Source organism: Halomonas alkalicola (genome assembly GCF_030704205.1).
Classification (GTDB): domain Bacteria; phylum Pseudomonadota; class Gammaproteobacteria; order Pseudomonadales; family Halomonadaceae; genus Halomonas; species Halomonas alkalicola.
In genome coordinates this window covers 1,685,287-1,700,301 of the sequence record NZ_CP131913.1, presented here as the reverse complement: position 1 = coordinate 1,700,301, position 15,015 = coordinate 1,685,287, and the positions used below count along the sequence as shown (strand labels likewise).

18 protein-coding genes and 1 tRNA gene are annotated in these 15,015 nt (G+C 70.4%); 7 read left to right on the top strand and 12 right to left on the bottom strand.

The genetic code is table 11. The features are described from left to right. Nucleotides 1-82 precede the first annotated feature (82 nt). Nucleotides 83-1,114, bottom strand: coding sequence for an NADP(H)-dependent aldo-keto reductase (locus tag B6N23_RS08070; RefSeq protein ID WP_305503542.1), 1,032 nt, complete (start codon nt 1,112-1,114; stop codon nt 83-85). Nucleotides 1,115-1,370: 256 nt separating this feature from the next. Here B6N23_RS08070 and B6N23_RS08065 point away from each other — a divergent pair, with 256 nt between their 5' ends. Together B6N23_RS08065 and B6N23_RS08060 are read left to right on the top strand one after the other, a co-directional pair. Continuing rightward, nucleotides 1,371-1,886: a tetratricopeptide repeat protein gene (locus tag B6N23_RS08065; RefSeq protein WP_110070119.1), complete on the top strand. Its 516-nt coding sequence runs from the start codon at nt 1,371-1,373 to the stop codon at nt 1,884-1,886. 76 nt (nt 1,887-1,962) lie between these two features. Next, on the top strand, nt 1,963-2,463 hold the full coding sequence (locus B6N23_RS08060) for a hypothetical protein (RefSeq protein ID WP_169957125.1): 501 nt from the start codon (nt 1,963-1,965) through the stop codon (nt 2,461-2,463). A 17-nt stretch (nt 2,464-2,480) separates the two neighbouring features. Here B6N23_RS08060 and B6N23_RS08055 read toward each other — a convergent pair whose 3' ends face one another. From B6N23_RS08055 to B6N23_RS08020, 8 genes are all read right to left on the bottom strand, one after another. After that, on the bottom strand, nt 2,481-3,035 hold the full coding sequence (locus tag B6N23_RS08055; RefSeq protein ID WP_305503539.1) for an LOG family protein: 555 nt from the start codon (nt 3,033-3,035) through the stop codon (nt 2,481-2,483). A 172-nt stretch (nt 3,036-3,207) separates the two neighbouring features. Beyond that, nucleotides 3,208-3,330, bottom strand: a complete 123-nt coding sequence (locus tag B6N23_RS08050) for a hypothetical protein (RefSeq protein WP_258306282.1) — start codon at nt 3,328-3,330, stop codon at nt 3,208-3,210. A gap of 41 nt (nt 3,331-3,371) precedes the next feature. After that, on the bottom strand, nt 3,372-3,917 hold the full coding sequence (locus B6N23_RS08045) for a DUF501 domain-containing protein (protein ID WP_305503537.1): 546 nt from the start codon (nt 3,915-3,917) through the stop codon (nt 3,372-3,374). Beyond that, nucleotides 3,889-4,215, bottom strand: coding sequence for a hypothetical protein (locus B6N23_RS08040; protein ID WP_119023727.1), 327 nt, complete (start codon nt 4,213-4,215; stop codon nt 3,889-3,891). Before B6N23_RS08040 ends, B6N23_RS08045 begins: the two co-directional genes overlap by 29 nt. Nucleotides 4,216-4,297: 82 nt before the next feature. Further along, nucleotides 4,298-4,768, bottom strand: coding sequence for a Cys-tRNA(Pro) deacylase (gene ybaK, locus B6N23_RS08035; RefSeq protein WP_305503535.1), 471 nt, complete (start codon nt 4,766-4,768; stop codon nt 4,298-4,300). Beyond that, nucleotides 4,765-5,172 (bottom strand): acyl-CoA thioesterase, encoded by a 408-nt coding sequence (locus tag B6N23_RS08030; protein WP_169957136.1) that lies wholly within the window; start codon nt 5,170-5,172, stop codon nt 4,765-4,767. The genes ybaK and B6N23_RS08030 overlap by 4 nt, the downstream gene beginning before the upstream one ends. A gap of 73 nt (nt 5,173-5,245) precedes the next feature. Continuing rightward, a complete protein-coding gene (locus tag B6N23_RS08025) occupies nt 5,246-6,058 on the bottom strand; it encodes a hypothetical protein (RefSeq protein WP_305503533.1) in 813 nt (270 codons plus the stop codon). A 35-nt stretch (nt 6,059-6,093) separates the two neighbouring features. Continuing rightward, nucleotides 6,094-6,528: a hypothetical protein gene (locus B6N23_RS08020; RefSeq protein WP_305503744.1), complete on the bottom strand. Its 435-nt coding sequence runs from the start codon at nt 6,526-6,528 to the stop codon at nt 6,094-6,096. Between the two features lie 58 nt (nt 6,529-6,586). Here B6N23_RS08020 and B6N23_RS08015 point away from each other — a divergent pair, with 58 nt between their 5' ends. Beyond that, the gene (locus B6N23_RS08015; protein ID WP_305503531.1) at nt 6,587-7,783 is read left to right on the top strand and encodes a MalY/PatB family protein; all 1,197 of its coding nucleotides are present in this window, start codon (nt 6,587-6,589) and stop codon (nt 7,781-7,783) included. 1 nt (nt 7,784) lies between these two features. Here B6N23_RS08015 and B6N23_RS08010 read toward each other — a convergent pair whose 3' ends face one another. Next, complete coding sequence (locus B6N23_RS08010) at nt 7,785-8,723, bottom strand: tetratricopeptide repeat protein (protein ID WP_305503529.1); 939 nt, start codon at nt 8,721-8,723, stop codon at nt 7,785-7,787. 152 nt (nt 8,724-8,875) lie between these two features. Then, nucleotides 8,876-8,952, bottom strand: a tRNA-Met gene (locus tag B6N23_RS08005). A 218-nt stretch (nt 8,953-9,170) separates the two neighbouring features. Here B6N23_RS08005 and phbB point away from each other — a divergent pair. Beyond that, entirely contained in the window at nt 9,171-9,917 is a 747-nt protein-coding gene (gene phbB / locus B6N23_RS08000) for an acetoacetyl-CoA reductase (RefSeq protein WP_169957289.1), read from the top strand. Nucleotides 9,918-10,030: 113 nt separating this feature from the next. Here phbB and B6N23_RS07995 read toward each other — a convergent pair whose 3' ends face one another. Beyond that, on the bottom strand, nt 10,031-12,841 hold the full coding sequence (locus tag B6N23_RS07995) for a DUF349 domain-containing protein (protein ID WP_305503527.1): 2,811 nt from the start codon (nt 12,839-12,841) through the stop codon (nt 10,031-10,033). Between the two features lie 262 nt (nt 12,842-13,103). Here B6N23_RS07995 and minC point away from each other — a divergent pair, with 262 nt between their 5' ends. From minC to minE, 3 genes are read left to right on the top strand one after another with little or no spacing between them, the layout of a single operon-like run. Continuing rightward, the gene (gene minC / locus B6N23_RS07990) at nt 13,104-13,853 is read left to right on the top strand and encodes a septum site-determining protein MinC (protein ID WP_305503525.1); all 750 of its coding nucleotides are present in this window, start codon (nt 13,104-13,106) and stop codon (nt 13,851-13,853) included. Between the two features lie 60 nt (nt 13,854-13,913). Continuing rightward, nucleotides 13,914-14,732, top strand: a complete 819-nt coding sequence (minD, locus tag B6N23_RS07985; RefSeq protein ID WP_305503523.1) for a septum site-determining protein MinD — start codon at nt 13,914-13,916, stop codon at nt 14,730-14,732. Then, the gene (gene minE / locus B6N23_RS07980) at nt 14,729-14,989 is read left to right on the top strand and encodes a cell division topological specificity factor MinE (protein WP_305503521.1); all 261 of its coding nucleotides are present in this window, start codon (nt 14,729-14,731) and stop codon (nt 14,987-14,989) included. Before minD ends, minE begins: the two co-directional genes overlap by 4 nt. Nucleotides 14,990-15,015 lie beyond the last annotated feature (26 nt).

Below are 15,015 nucleotides of genomic sequence, written 5' to 3'. Positions count from 1 at the left end.
GTGCCCCGAGTATACCAAGGGCGCCGCGGCGGTTGGGCTATCGCGGTGATAGCCCTCGAGCGCGGCGCCCGCCGGCCCGGTCTCAGGGCGCCGGGTTGGGCTGGCGCCGGTGCACCGCCTCGATGGCCTCGAGCACCTCGCTGTCGAGCTTGAGGAAGTCGCTCTCGAGGTTGCGCTCGAGCTGCTCCATGGTGGTGGCGCCGATGATGTTGCTGGTCAGGAAGGAGCGCGAGTTGACGAAGGCCAGCGCCATCTGGGCCGGGTCCAGGCCGGCGTCCTGGGCGATCCGCACATACTCGGCGGTGGCCGCCTCGGCCTGGGGGTTGGTGTAGCGCTGGAAGCGCTCGAAGAGGGTCAGCCGCGCCCCCTCGGGCCGCACGCCCTTCAGGTACTTGCCGGAGAGCACCCCGAAGGCCAGCGGCGAGTAGGCCAGCAGGCCCACCTGCTCGCGGTGGGCGATCTCGGCCAGGCCCACCTCAAAGGTGCGGTTGAGCAGGTTGTAGGGATTCTGCACCGAGGCGACCCGCGGCAGGCCCAGGGTCTCGGCCAGCTGCAGGGCGTGCATCACCCCCCAGGGGGTCTCGTTGGAGAGCCCGATGGCGCGCACCTTGCCGGCATCCACCAGCTCCTTGAGGGCGCCGAGGGTTTCCTCGAGGGGCGTGGTCTCCTCCTCCTCGTCATGCTCGTAGCCGAGGCGGCCGAAGTAGTTGGTCTTCCGGTCAGGCCAGTGCAGCTGGTAGAGGTCGACGTAGTCGGTCTGCAGGCGCTCGAGGCTCGCATCGATGGCCTGGTGCAGCTGGTCGCGGGTCAGCCGCGGGCCGCCGCGGATGTGATCGAGGCCGGGGCCGGTGGCCTTGGTGGCGATGATCACGTCGTCGCGGCTGCCGCGCTGCTTCAGCCAGCTGCCGATGTAGGCCTCGGTGCGGCCCTGGGTCTCTGCCTTCGGCGGCACCGGGTACATCTCGGCGGTGTCGATGAAGTTGATGCCGAAGGCCACGGCGCGGTCGAGCTGCTCATGGGCCTCGGCCTCGCTGTTCTGCTCGCCGAAGGTCATGGTGCCAAGACACAGGCGGCTGACTTCGATGCCGGTAGTGCCCAGCGGTCGCGTCTGCATTCTCTCTTCCTCAATTGCCAGGGTCAGCGAAGGGGTGGGGCATGGGGTAAATGCATGGAGTAAGGGCATGGTAGGGGAGCCCGGCGGGGGCGGCAAATCCCCCCCGGGGTTGAGTCCCGGACGGGGCGGGCGTATGCTGGCCGCCGCTTGCGCGCCCCTGGATTCCGGGGCGTTTTGCTTTCGCAGATGACAGACGCCGTGCACAGGGTGGTGCCGAGTGTCTCCACGTTGCGTCAACAGGACTCGGTTACTGGCCATGACACAGGCATCATCACTGTTCACCCGGCTCGAATACCGCCTGGCGGAGCAGCTGTTCCATACCCGCTGGCTGCCTCGCTCCCCGCGTACTCAGCGGCTGACCATGCACCTCTTCCAGCGCTGCGCCGATGCCGGCCATCCGGCGGCGCTCTCCGTCTATGGTCATATGCTCTTCCATCGCGGCCTGACGCCCCAGGACAAGGCCCGTGGGGCCCGCTACGTGATGGAGGCGGCCCAGGCCGGCGACATTCGTGCCCAGTACCAGGCCGCCCAGATCTACGAGCACGGCTGCGTCCTCTACCCGCGTCGCGACGATCGTGCGGTGACCTGGTATGCCCGCGCCGGCGAGTCCGGCCACCCCCTGGCGGCAGCCCGCCTGGCCCGCGCCTATGGCGAGGGGCAGCTGGGCCTGCCGGTGGATCGCGAGCGCGCTGCCGAGTGGCAGCAGCGGGCCGACCAGGCCGCCGGTCTCGCCGAGGCGCTGGACAGCGGCGAAGCCGAGACGCGACACTAGACCGACGCCTGGCCGGGGCGTGACCACGCCCCGGCCCTCTCCATCCCAAGCATCGGCCTCGAGGACCCGCGCTCCCGTGACGCTACCGACACTGCTCGATATCGAGGCGTCCGGGTTCGGGCGCGGCAGCTACCCCATCGAGGTCGGCCTGGCTCGCCCCGATGGCAGCAGCTGTGCCTTCCTGATCCTTCCCCTGCCGGAGTGGACCCACTGGGACCCCAAGGCGGAGCTCCTGCACGGCATCAGCCGCGCGCGTCTGCAGCGCGAGGGTTACCCGGTGCGCCAGGTGGCACGCTGGCTCAACGACGAGCTCGGCGAGCTTGGCATCGCCTACAGCGACAGCTGGGGCTACGACAACACCTGGCTGTCGCTGCTCTTCCACCATGCCGGCATGCTGCCGGCCTTCCGGCTGGAGGCGCTGCGCAAGCTGCTCAGCGAGGGGCAGCTGGCGCTCTGGAAGCAGACCAAGGAAGCGCTGATCGAGGAGCTGGGCATCCGCCGGCATCGCGCCGGCGAGGACGCCCGCCTGCTGCAGCTTACCTACCAGCGCACCCGCGAGCTGGCCGGCGACGCCTGACGCGCGGGCCCGCGACGTCAGGCCGGCTCGGCAAGCCGCGCCTCGAGGATATCCAGCAGTTCTCCCGGCTCGGCGGCGTCGAACAGCTCGGCCCGGGTACGGGCGTTGAGGAAGCCGTGCTCCACGGTGCTGTCGAGGAAGGCCAGCAGCGGCGTGTAGAAGCCGGCGCTGTCGAGCACGCCGATGGGCTTGTCGTGGAGCCCCAGGTAGTGCCAGGTCCAGGCCTCGAAGAACTCCTCCAGGGTGCCGATGCCGCCCGGCAGCACGATGAAGGCATCGGCGTGGGCGGCCATGCTGGCCTTGCGCTCGTGCATGTTGCGCACCCGGATCAGCTCGGTGAGGCCGCGGTGGGCCTGCTCGCGCTCCACCAGGTGATCGGGCATCACGCCGATCACCTCGCCCCCCTCGGCCATGGCGGCATCCGCCAGGGCGCCCATCAGGCCGATGCGGGCGCCGCCGTAGACCAGCACATGGCCGCGCCGGGCCAGCTCGCGGCCCAGCTCGCGGGCGGTCTCGAGGAACTGGGGATCGTTACCGTCCCTTGACCCCAGGTAGATACAGAATCTTGGCATGCTCTTCTCCTTGGCAGAGGCGCGCTGGCCGCCTGCTGGCCGGGTCGCTGTCACCTCGTCACAGGGCCTTATGCTGGCGCCGAGGGCCTGCCGCCGCAAGCCCTTTCCCACCCCATGAAACGACGAAGGGCGCCGAGGTGGCGCCCTTCGCGGGATGTCGCTTGCCGGCGGCTCAGCGCGTGCCCTCGGCGTCACGCTTCATGGCCTGGCGCAGCAGCTTGAGGCCGACGCCGGTGATCACGAACATGCTGGCAATCAGGGCGAGGCTGGCAACGACATGGGTATCGAGGTACATCGGGGGCTCCTTGTTGGGTGTCGAGAGTGAAGCGTTGAGGGTCAGGGGGAATGGGGTCGGGATCCGCCGGGCAGGCAGTCGGCCACGCCGTACTCGGCGTCCATCCACTGGCCGATGACGTTGTCACCGCACAGGTGGTGGGCGTACTGGGTGTGCAGGCAGCGTATCTGGTCCCAGTTGGCGATGCCGCCGATGCCGCGCTCGGTGAGCACGGCATCGTAGCCCAGCCGGATTACCTCCGCCTTTTGTGCCTCGCTCATGTGGCGCCAGCGGGCCGCCACGTAGTCGCGATGGCTTGCGTGGTAGGCGGCGAGGAACTCGGGCTCCTCCTGCAGGCGTGCCTCCAGCTGCTTGATCACGCCGACGGCCTCGATGCGCGAGATCTCCACCTTGAGCCGCTCGGAGCAGAGCCAGTAGAGGGTCGGAAAGGGCTTGCCGTCGACGATCGGCGCCATGCGCAGCACCAGCGGGGTGCCCTCGCTGTCGGTGGCCGCCACGGCCTCAATGCCGCGCGGGGCGCGGCCCAGCTGCGCGGTGATGATCGCCAGCTGGCGCTCGTCAGGAGTCTGATCGGTGCGGATCACCATCGTCGGGGTCCCGTAGAAACTTGTTGGACTGGCCGACGGCCAGGAAGAAGGCGCGGTTGAGCTGCTCGGGGGTGGGCGCATAGCGCCACTCCCGCTCGCAGTAGTCCGCGGCCCGGGCCATCAGCACGTCGTAGAGTCGATTGAACGGGGCATCATAATCGTAGGGGTCGGCGCCGAACAAGCGGATGTGGGGATAGTCGGCGAAGCGCTCGACGAAGTAGCGGATCAGATCCGCCTCAACGGCGCGGTGCCGGGCGACGTTGTCGGGGTCCAGCCAGAGGTCGTAGCGGATGGCCATGATCACCTCCTGTCGGGGAGCGGGTGTCGGCCGAGCCGGCCATGTGATTGGGACAGCATGACACGCCGTTTGGCTCGCCGCGTCAGCCCCTGGCGAGCGGGGCCAGCCTGGCGCCGGTGAGGCGCACCAGGTCGGCGGGGGCCAGGCGGATCTCCAGTCCGCGCCGGCCGCCGCTGACATGGATCGCCGGCAGCGCCGCGGCGCTTTCGTCCAGGAAGGTGGCCAGGCGGCGCTTCTGCCCCAGCGGGCTGATGCCGCCGACCACGTAGCCGGTGGCACGCTGGGCCGCCTCGGGCTCGGCCATGACGGCCCGGCGGGCGCCGGCGGCGCGAGCCAGCGCCTTGAGGTCGAGCTGGCCCGCGACCGGCACGATGGCCACCGCCAGGCGGCCGTCGCCGAGCTTGACGAGCAGGGTCTTGAACACCTCGTCGGGGGAGAGCCCCAGGGCGCGCGCCGCCTCCTCGCCGTAGGCGGGGGTGCGCGGGTCGTGCGCGTACTCGGCCAGGGTAAAGGCCACGCCGGCCCGCTCGAGCTGCTTGACGGCAGGGGTCATGCGGCCACGGGCTCCTCCCGCACGTGGGCTTCCAGCGCCGCGCGCAGCGCCCCCTCGATGGGCACGGCCTTCTTGCTCTGGTGGTCGAAATGGACCATCACGGTGCGGCCGATGTTGGTCATCTGGCCCTCCTGGTGGGCCTCCTGGGTCACCGTGAAGGAGCTGTTGCCGAGCCGCGAGACGTAGGTGCGGATCTCGATCTCGCTGCCGTACTGGAGCTCGGCGAGGTACTCCACCTCCATGCGGGCCATGATCAGGCGCCACTGGCGCGGGTCGAGGTCCGGGGTGAAGAGCCGGAAGAGGTCGTTGCGGGCCAGTTCGAACCAGGCGGGCAGCCGGGTGTTGTTGATATGGCCCAGGGCATCGGTGTCGTAGAAGGCGGGCTCGACGGTGCGGGTGAACATGGCGGGGGCTCCTTGTTGTCGTTTCGGTTGTTGTGATCCGGGCAGGACAGCTTTGCCCCAAGCAAACGCTCGGTCAAGCTCGGGCGGTGCGCCTGCCCTGCTGCCACGCCTGCAGCCGGGTCCAGCCCAGCAGCCAGAGAGTGGCCACGGCGAAGCCGGCGAGGGTGCCCAGGCCAAGCCCCAGCACCGGGTAGGCCAGGGAGACGCAGAGGGTATAGCTGAGCAGCGAGCCGAGCCCGGCCGGGTAGTGCTTGATCACCGTGGCCACCGGGCCGGGACCGTGGGTCAGGTGCAGGATCACCAGGAAGGGGAACATGGTGACCGGGAAGGCCGCCATGACGCCTGCCCAGGCCGCCGGCAGGACGTGGGCGAGGCCGGTGATCACGAAGATGATCGCGGCGGCCAGCAGGGCGCGCACGCCCAGCGCCGCCCAGGAGAAGCGTCCGCCGGGGCGCGCGGGACTGTCCGGCACCCGCCGGTAGAGCCAGGTGAACAGCGCGATGGCCGCCAGGGTGGTGAGGGTGCCGGTGAGGCGATCGAACTCCACCCGGGTGAGCAGCAGGCTCACCGCCAGGAAGGCGGCCAGGCCCGCCGCGGTGCCGGTCAGCACGCCGGGCAGGCCCGGGCGGCGGCCGGCCAGCAGGTAGCCGCCGCCGAGGGCCAGGGTGGCGGTGAAGCCGGCCAGGGTATGCACCGCGCTCTCGGCGGCGAAGCCCGTGGAGAGCTCCAGGCCGATGAAGAACAGGGCGATGGCGGTGCCCAGGGGGTAGCCGGCCAGCAGGCCGGCGACCCGGGGGCTGACGCGCACGGCGATGGCGCCGAGGCCTAGCACCATGCCGATCGAGACCAGAAGCTTGGCAAGCTGCCAGCTCAAGGGGACGTCCATGGGGTTTCCTTGTCGTTATGAAGGGGCCTGGTCGGCTAGATGAGCCGCAGGCCCTGGCGGTCCAGCCAGGCGGCCTTGAGCGGGGCGGCCAGCGGTCCGCGCAGGTGGGCGGGCAGGGCGGCCTCGGCGCTCTCGTGGTCGGTGAAGTCGCGGTTGCGCAACCAGCAGTAGGCCCAGGCGCGGGCCTCGTCGTCGTTCCCGGGCAGCGGCCGGGCGGGCATCTGCATCAGCAGGAAGGCGGCGGTGCGCGCCGCCCACAGCGGGATCTCGTCACCCGCCTCCGGCGCGGTCCAGGCCACCAGGGTGGCCCCGTCCGGCGTGGCTTCCGGCTGGCCCAGTCTGGCGACCCGTGCGGTCTCGGCGAGGATCAGCGCCAGGCGGTCGGCGTCGCCCTGGCCCAGGGTGCGCCACTGGTCGATCAGTGCAGGCAGGCCGCGGCGTACCTTGGCATAGAAGCCGTCCTGGGGCATCGTGCTGGTCATGGCATCGTCCTGGTCATTGCAGGGCCCTGAAGTTAAGGAGTGAGACATGGACTTCGATTTTGCCACGCCCGTGGAGCGGCGGCACCCGTCAGGCGAGCGCCCGTCCCACTGGCCGTCCGACTGGCCGTCCCAGAAGTGGCACCGTTACGACGACGAGGTGCTGCCGCTGTGGGTCGCCGATATGGACTTCGTCTCGCCCCCGGCGGTGCTCGCGGCGCTGCGCGCCCGGGTCGACCACGGCGTGTTCGGCTATGGCCTGGTGCCGGGCTCCCTGCGCGAGACCCTCTGCGCCTGGAGCGAGTGCCACTATGGCTGGTCCATCGAGCCCGACTGGCAGCTGTGGCTGCCCGGGGTGGTGCCGGCGCTTCACCTGGCCAGCCTGGCGCTGACCGAGCCGGGCGACGGGGTGCTGACGGTAACGCCCATCTACCCGCCCTTCCTGCGAGTGGCCGAACGCACCGGCCGTACGCCCCAGCAGGCGGCGATGGCCGAGCCCGCAGCCCCCGGCGCGCCCTGGCGGCTCGATCTCGCGGCGCTGGAGGCGGCGATCACCCCGCGCACCCGGCTGCTGCTCTGGTGCCACCCCCACAACCCCACCGGACGAGTCTGGACTCGCGACGAGCTGGCCGGCCTGGCCGAGCTGGTGATGCGTCACGACCTGTACGTGGTCTCCGACGAGCTGCACTGCGACCTGCTGCTGGACGAGGGCGCCCGGCACGTGCCGCTGGCGGCGGCCTTCCCCGAACTGGCCGCGCGCACCCTGACCCTCTGGGCCCCCTCCAAGACCTTCAACCTGGCGGGCCTGACCACCGCCTGCGCGGTGATCCCCGATGCCGCCCTGCGCCGGCGCTTCGCCGCCGTGGCCAGGGGACTGACGCCGGACGGCAACGTGCTGGGGCTGGTGGCCGCGGAGGCCGCCTACGGCCAGGGCGAGCCCTGGCGCCAGGCGCTGCTCGAGGTGCTGCGCGGCCATCGGCAGGCGCTCGTCGAGCGGGTGGCCCGCTGGCCGGGGGTCACGATGAGCGCGCCCGAGTCCACCTACCTGGCCTGGCTCGACCTGCGCCAGGCGTCGGCCCTGGCGGACTGCGAGTCGCCCCAGCAGGCGCTGCTCGAGCGCGCCGGGGTGGCGCTCTCGGACGGCGCCGACTTCGGCACGCCGGGGTTAGCGCGGCTCAACTTCGGCACCACGGCGACCCAGCTCGAGGCCGCCCTGGCACGCCTGGACGGCGTGCTGGGCGGATGACTCAGTAGAGCAGGGCGAACAGCTTGCGGCGGTAGGTGACCGTCAGCGGGTGGTCGGCCCCCAGGGCATCGAAGACCCGCAGCAGGGTCTTGCGGGCGGCGTCATCGCCCCAGGCGCGGTCGGCCTTCATCAGCGCCAGCAGGGCATCGAGGCCGACCTCGTAGTCGCCGTCGGCCACCCGGCGCAGGGCGCGCAGGTACTGGGCCTCGCTGTCGTCGCGCTCGCCCAGGGCGGCCAGCGCCTCGGCGTCGGGGGCCTCCTCGCCGAACTCGATGCTGGCGCGCACACCCCGGGCCGGGGCGGCGTCGCGCTCCTCCGGGGGCAGGTTGTCGAGCAGTGCGCGGGCGTCGGCGGCGCGGCCCTCGGCCACCAGGGCCCGGGCCAGCTCCACCTGGAAGGGGTAGTGCTGGGGGTTCTGCTGCACCAGCTCCTCGTAGAGGGCGCGGGCGGTGGCGGCATCGCCGGCGGCCAGGGCCTCGGCGGCCTGCTCCTCGGGGCTGGCCGGGGCGTCCTCGGGGGCCGGGAAGTAGCGGCCCAGCCATTCGCGGACCTGCTTCTCGGGCAGGGCGCCCTGGAAGTGGTCGACCAGGCCGCCCTGGCTGATCAGCTTGACGTCCGGCACCGAGCGCACGCCGAGCTGGGCGGCGATCTCCTGGTTCTCGTCGATGTTGAGCTTGGCCAGGATGAAGGCGCCGCGGTATTCGCGGGCCAGCTTCTCCAGCACCGGCATCAGGTTCTTGCAGGGCTCGCACCAGGGGGCCCAGCAGTCGAGCAGCACCGGCACCTGCATGGAGAGCTCCAGCAGCTGCTGGATGTTGTCGGCATCGGCGTCGACGATCACCTCGGGCATCGGGTCGGCGCCGGAGGCGGCCGAGCCGGCGTCGCTGGCGGGGGTGTCGGCGGCGAGGGGTTCGCCGGTGCGCGGATCGACGATAGGCATGGTCGGGTTTCCCGGGATCGAGTGGATTTGTCCACGAGATGCGGGTGACGAGTGCGGGATTCAAGGGGGAGGGGCGAAAAGGGAGGGGATCGACAGGGGGGTCGACCCAACGAAAAAGCCGGTTCCCTGAGGAACCGGCTTCTTGCGATGTTTGGTAGCGGGGACCGGATTTGAACCGATGACCTTCGGGTTATGAGCCCGACGAGCTACCAGACTGCTCCACCCCGCATCAACGTGTAGCGCATTCTACAGGGATTACCCCTTTAGTCAAGGATTGAGTTCAAACGCCTGTCCCTAGTCAAGGATTGAGTTCAAACGCTCGTCCCAGGGCCATGCGGTGGTCCATACTCTCCGGAGTTGTCATCAAACTGGCAACGCTAAAAAGAATAATTGGTGTGCAGGCCGAGGTGGCCTGGTCACAGCGTCATGACAATCAGGGAGGTTACAATGGCCAACAACGCAATCGTTGCTTGGGTGACCGGTGGAACCGGCGGTATCGGCAGTGCCATCTGTCGTTCGCTGGCCGATGAGGGCTATCAGGTGGTGGCCGGCTACCACAATCCGGAAAAGGCCAAGAGCTGGCTCGAAGCCCAGAAGGCGGATGGCTACAGCAACATCGATATTGCCGGGGTGGACCTGGTGGACTTCGAGGCCTGCGTGAACGGGGTCAAGGAGATCGAGGCGAAGCACGGCCCGATCGGCGTGCTGGTGAACTGTGCGGGCATCACCCGGGATGGCACCATGAAGAAGATGACCCCCGAGCAGTGGCACGAGGTCATCGACACCAACCTCAACAGCGTCTTCAACACCTGCCGCAGCGTGCTCGACAGCATGCTGGAGCAGCAGTACGGCCGAATCATCAACATCTCCTCCATCAACGGGCGCAAGGGCCAGTTCGGCCAGGTGAACTACTCGGCCGCCAAGGCGGGGATGCACGGGCTGACCATGGCACTGGCCCAGGAGACCGCCACCAAGGGCATCACCGTGAACACCGTGTCGCCGGGCTACATCGCCACCGACATGATCATGAAGATCCCCGAGAAGGTGCGCGAGTCCATCCGCGAGACCATCCCGGTCAAGCGCTACGGCAAGCCGGAAGAGATCGGTCGCCTGGTGGCCTATCTGGCCCACGAGGAGTCCGGCTTCATCACCGGCGCCAACATCGACATCAACGGCGGCCAGTTCATGGGCTGATCGCCCCGGTTTCCTGCGCCCCTGGTCATCGATCGGCCAGGGGCCGCCGTAACGACAAGAAGCGCGAGGCGATCCCTCGCGCTTCTGCCTTTTCTGGCCTCAGGGTTCTGGTCTCAGGGTGGGGGGAGGCGGGTCAGGCGCTCCAGCAGGCGATCCAGCTCCCCCACTTCGCGGCTCCACAGCGCCGGTGCGACCGGTCCCGTGGCCAGCAGCTCCCGCAGCACGCCGTGGACCTCCTCGGCGCGGGAGAGCTCGCGCCCGAGGTTCTCGTTGAGGCGCTCCACCTGGATCGCCAGGCGCAGCGGGTCGTCGCGATGGCTGACGCTGCCCACGGCAAGCAGGGAGAGATGCACACGCACCCTCGCCAGGCGCTCCGCCACCTCTTCGTCGGTTTCGGGCGCCTGGCGCGCGGCGTTGCGGCGGGCGTGGGCGCTGCGCATGTCATCCGCCAGGCGCGGCGACTCGGGCAGCGCCACCTCGCGGGGCTCGCCGCCGGCCAGGCGCTCGGCGCCGGCCAGGCGCTCGGCGTCGGCTGCCAGGTGGGCGAGCAGCAGCGGCTGAACCTCTCGCCAGCGCTCCACCTCTTCCACCACTGCCAGGCGCTCGAGGCGCTCGCGTCGGGCGCGCACGATGCCCGACCAGCGCCGGCGCATGCCCTCGGTGCGACGTCCGCCGGGGACGGGGAGGGGCTCCAGAGCGGCGGCCTCGGCAATGGCGGAGGCGAGCACCGCCTCGTCGGCGCTGCCGGCGGGGTGCCAGGCGTCCAGGCGTTCGATCAGCGCCTGCATGGCCTCCTGGCGTTCCCGGGCCTGACGGACGCGGTCGTCGCGCTCGGCTTCCCGGGAGGCAAACACCTGGTCGCACAGGCCGCGAAACTCCCGCCACAGCGCCTGCTCCTCGCCCCGTGGGGCGCGCCCCAGCTCGCGCCAGCGCTGCTGCAGCGCCTTGACCGCTTCGGCACGGCGGGCCGCGGGCATCGCCTGGCCCAGCAGGGCGCGCACCTGCTCGATGAGATCGCGCTTGGTCTCGGCGACCGCCCGGGCGCGCTGGTTGATCAGCGCCTGAAGCGCATGGCGGATGCGGGCGAAGCGACGCCCGATGGTCTCGGCCTGGTCGCGGGGCACCGGCGAGGCGCGTCGCCACTGGTCCCTGGCGCGGTCGCGGATCTCGCGCAGGGCGTCGGGATCGGCCTCCTCGGCGGGCTGCTCGAGCAGCGTTTCCAACTGATCGCAGAGGGCCTGCCGGGTGGCCAGGTGGGTCTGGCGCTCGGCGTCGAGGCGTTCGCGCCATGGGGCGAGCCGCTCATGGATGCGGTCGGAGGCGGCCCGGAAGCGGGCCGATTGTTCGCGATTGGCGGCGGCGTCCCCCAGCGCCTTCCACTCCTTGACCAGCTGGCGGTGGCGGCGATCCAGCGCGGCGTCGACGAGGCTCGCCTCCTCGGCCAGGGCCTCGATGGCCTGCAGCAGCTGGTCGCGCTTGGGGCCGGCCACGAAGCTGCGCCAGTCGCGCAGCTCGGCGAGACGGGCCCCCAGCTGTCGAAGGCGCGCCCGGTGGGGCTGGGGCACCCTGGCGTCGAGCCCGTCGGCGGCCTGGCGCAGGCGCTGGTGAAGGCGGCTGGCGCCCTTGAAGGCGCCGCGCTCCAGCAGGCTCTCCAGGTCGTCGAGGTCGGCGATGAAGCGGGCCAGGCGTGCCGTCTGATCTTCCTCGTCGCCCGGGGCATCCGGCTGTGCCAGACGCTGTCGGGCCCGCTGCAGCAGCGGGGCAGGGGCCAGGCCACGAGGCCAGTCGATGGCCCCCAGGAGTGCCGTGAGGCGGTCGTCATCGCCGTCGGTCAGGGCCCGCTCGAGCTCGTCGGCGCGCTCCTCCAGGCGCACCCAGGCCTGGCTGATGCGCTCGAAGCCTTCGCGGACGGCGTCATAGCGCTGGCGGAGCGCCTGGTCCGCCAGGTGCTGATCGGAGAGCGCCTGCCAGCGCTGGGCCAGCAGCTGCTTCTGGGCGCGCAGGCTGGCAATGTCCTGGGCCGTGACCACGTCGCTGCGCCCCAGGGCCTCGAGCCCCTCCTCCAGGGCCTCCACCAGCGCCTCCCTGGCCTGCTCGGCGTCCTCGCGGCGGGCCTCGGCGGCTTCGCTGGCGCGCAGCCGGGCCTCGTGGTCGCCGATCACCTTGCGACAGCGCAGGCAGGCATCGTGGAAGCGGCGCTCCTGAGTGGCATCGGGGAGATCCTGAAGCGCCATCCATTCGCGCTCCAGGTGGCGAAAGCGGCCGCCATAGAGCGGCTCCCAGGGGGCGGTGGCGTGGCGTTCCAGATCGGCCAGCAGCCCCTCGCGGCGCTCCCGGGCGGCGGCCAGCTGCGCCGAGTCGGCGCGCAGACGGTTGAGGCGCTCCCTGGCCCCGCGCATGACCTGGCGGTCGCGTCGCGCCTGCTGGGCCATGCGAGCCAGTCCGGCCTCGCTGTCGACCCGCGCGGCGGCGGCGTGGCGCACGGCGGCGATGCCGTTGTCGCAGGCCTGGCGGATCAGGGCCTCCTCGCCGTCCAGCCTGGCCAGTGCCGCCAGGCGCAGCTGCTGGTTATCGCCCTTCAGACAGAGTTCGGCGAGCAGCGCGTCATCATCGAGCCGTTCGATCAGGGCGATGCGCGTGCCCAGTTCCAGGTTGCCGTTGCCGCCGGCGAGCAGGGCGATCAGCCGGTGAGCGAGCTCCGCTGAGGCATCGCCCCTGCCGAGCAGGGTGATCAGCCGCTCAGGGTCGTCGAGGCGGGCCAGCGCCTCGCTGCGCACGCCGGGGTTCTCATCCAGGGCGAGCCGCTCCAGCGCCTGGCGGTGCTCCTCGCGGCTGAGGTCGAGGCGTGCGACGGCCTGTCGCCGTACCAGGGGGTCGGGGTGCTGCCAGCGCGGGGCAAACAGGCGGCGGAGGAGTCCGGACATGGGCGATCCTGATCAAGGGGCGCATCACGCACCGGGACGCGCCAGTCGGTTATTGTCGGGAGGGCCGGGAAGGGCCGCCAGGCGAGGCTCGGGCCTGGCCTGGGTATCTAAGCATGCGGTGCCGCTGGGGAAAAGCCCGTGCTGTGGCCGCCTGGAGACACTGACAGTGTAGGCTTGCTGGGCGTATGATCAGTTGCAGGGGGCGCGGCACTCGCTTAGCTTTGGTGGCGTACCCCGACCAACACCGATGTGGAGTTCGGCAATGAGCCTCAAAGTGGACAGGGATAGCATGGCCTTCACCTTCAAGGGCGGCATGCTGCCGATGACGGTGATGGAACTGAGCAGCGCCGACCCCGAGCAGATTCGTGAGCAGCTCGCCGGCAAGCTCAGTCAGTCCCCGGCCTTCTTCCAGCACACCCCGGTGGTGCTCAGCGTCGAGAAGCTCGACGAACCCCACCTGGCCCTGGAGCGGATCTGCGCGGTGTGCCGTGCCCACAAGCTGCTGCCGGTGGCGGTGCGCGGCGGTGCCGAGCCGGTCAAGCAGTCGGCCTGGGCGCTTGGCCTGGGCTGGTTCCCGCCCCTGGAGGCGAGCCGCCCCAGGAGCCTCGAGAGCGTGCCGCCGGTCGAAGCCGCGGTGGTCGCCGAGGAGGAGGCAGCGCTGACCTCCCCGCCGGGCGTGGCCAGCGGCGGGAGGATCTTCCGTGGCACGGTGCGCTCCGGCCAGCAGATCACCTCCCCGGAAGGGGACCTGGTGGTCATCGGCGCGGTGAACGCCGGCGCCGAGGTGCTGGCCGCGGGCAGCGTGCATGTCTACGGCGCCCTGCGCGGCCGCGCCCTGGCCGGCATTCATGGCGACCCCCTGGCTGCCATCTTCTGCCGTGAACTCCACGCCGAGCTGCTGTCGGTGGCCGGAAACTACAAGCGACTCGAGGACATCGACCCGCGCCTGCTGGGCGCCACGGTGCAGGTGCGCCTCGACGGAGACCAGCTCGGCATCACCGCGCTGACCTGAGGCACGGCAGGACCGAGAGGGTCATCTCTCTACCATTCAAAGACAGACAGGAAGCGACTCTTGGCCAAGATCATCGTTGTGACCTCCGGCAAGGGAGGCGTCGGCAAGACAACCAGCGCGGCAGCCATCGCCACCGGCCTGGCGCTTCGCGGCAACAAGACCGTGGTCATCGATTTCGACGTGGGGCTGCGTAACCTCGACCTGATCATGGGCTGCGAGCGCCGGGTGGTCTATGACCTGGTCAACGTGATCCAGGGCGAGGCCGGGCTCAGCCAGGCGCTGATCCGCGACAAGCGGGTCGACAACCTGCATATCCTTCCGGCCTCCCAGACCCGCGACAAGGACGCCCTGAGCCAGGAGGGCGTGGAGAAGGTGCTCGAGACCCTCGCCAAGGACTTCGACTACATCCTCTGCGACTCCCCGGCGGGCATCGAGCGCGGTGCCCAGCTGGCCATGTACTTCGCCGACGAGGCGATCGTGGTCACCAACCCCGAGGTCTCCTCGGTGCGCGATTCCGACCGCATCCTCGGCCTGCTGGCCTCCAAGACCCGGCGCGCCGAGCGCGGCGAGGAGCCGATCAAGGAGCACCTGCTGGTCACGCGCTACAACCCGGAGCGGGTGGACAGTGGCGACATGCTCAACCTCGACGATATCCGGGAGATCCTGGCCATTGACCTGATCGGCGTGATTCCCGAGTCCGAGGCGGTGCTGCGTGCCTCGAACCAGGGGGTGCCGGTAACCCACGATGCCGCAAGCGGCGCCGGCCAGGCCTACACCGACACGGTGGCCCGCCTGCTCGGCGAGGAGGTTCCCCTGCGCTTCCACGAGTACCAGAAGAAGAGCCTGCTGAGCCGCATGTTTGGAGGTGTTCGCCGGTGAAACTGCTTGAATTCCTGAAGCGAGAGCGCAAGAAGAGCGCGTCGGTCGCCAAGGAGCGGCTGCAGATCATCGTGGCCCACCAGCGCAGCCAGCGCGGTCAGCCCGACTACATGCCCCTGCTCGAGAAGGAGCTGCTGGAGGTGATCCGTCGCTACGTCCAGGTGGATGACGACGCCATCAACATCAGCCTCGACAGCGAGGACAACTGCTCGGTGCTGGAGCTCAACGTCACCCTGCCGAAGGGGGCTCCGGGCTGAGCAGCTCCGGCTGAGACCGGCGCGGG

Excerpts from the sequence above, each read along its gene's own strand:
- B6N23_RS08070 (WP_305503542.1), bottom strand. The coding sequence starts at position 1,114 with ATGCAGACGCGACCGCTGGGCACTACCGGCATCGAAGTCAGCCGCCTG.
- B6N23_RS08065 (WP_110070119.1), top strand. The coding sequence starts at position 1,371 with ATGACACAGGCATCATCACTGTTCACCCGGCTCGAATACCGCCTGGCG.
- B6N23_RS08055 (WP_305503539.1), bottom strand. The coding sequence starts at position 3,035 with ATGCCAAGATTCTGTATCTACCTGGGGTCAAGGGACGGTAACGATCCC.
- B6N23_RS08050 (WP_258306282.1), bottom strand. The coding sequence starts at position 3,330 with ATGTACCTCGATACCCATGTCGTTGCCAGCCTCGCCCTGATTGCCAGC.
- B6N23_RS08045 (WP_305503537.1), bottom strand. The coding sequence starts at position 3,917 with ATGGTGATCCGCACCGATCAGACTCCTGACGAGCGCCAGCTGGCGATC.
- B6N23_RS08040 (WP_119023727.1), bottom strand. The coding sequence starts at position 4,215 with ATGGCCATCCGCTACGACCTCTGGCTGGACCCCGACAACGTCGCCCGG.
- ybaK (WP_305503535.1), bottom strand. The coding sequence starts at position 4,768 with ATGACCCCTGCCGTCAAGCAGCTCGAGCGGGCCGGCGTGGCCTTTACC.
- B6N23_RS08030 (WP_169957136.1), bottom strand. The coding sequence starts at position 5,172 with ATGTTCACCCGCACCGTCGAGCCCGCCTTCTACGACACCGATGCCCTG.
- B6N23_RS08025 (WP_305503533.1), bottom strand. The coding sequence starts at position 6,058 with ATGGACGTCCCCTTGAGCTGGCAGCTTGCCAAGCTTCTGGTCTCGATC.
- B6N23_RS08020 (WP_305503744.1), bottom strand. The coding sequence starts at position 6,528 with ATGCCCCAGGACGGCTTCTATGCCAAGGTACGCCGCGGCCTGCCTGCA.
- B6N23_RS08015 (WP_305503531.1), top strand. The coding sequence starts at position 6,587 with ATGGACTTCGATTTTGCCACGCCCGTGGAGCGGCGGCACCCGTCAGGC.
- B6N23_RS08010 (WP_305503529.1), bottom strand. The coding sequence starts at position 8,723 with ATGCCTATCGTCGATCCGCGCACCGGCGAACCCCTCGCCGCCGACACC.
- phbB (WP_169957289.1), top strand. The coding sequence starts at position 9,171 with ATGGCCAACAACGCAATCGTTGCTTGGGTGACCGGTGGAACCGGCGGT.
- B6N23_RS07995 (WP_305503527.1), bottom strand. The coding sequence starts at position 12,841 with ATGTCCGGACTCCTCCGCCGCCTGTTTGCCCCGCGCTGGCAGCACCCC.
- minC (WP_305503525.1), top strand. The coding sequence starts at position 13,104 with ATGAGCCTCAAAGTGGACAGGGATAGCATGGCCTTCACCTTCAAGGGC.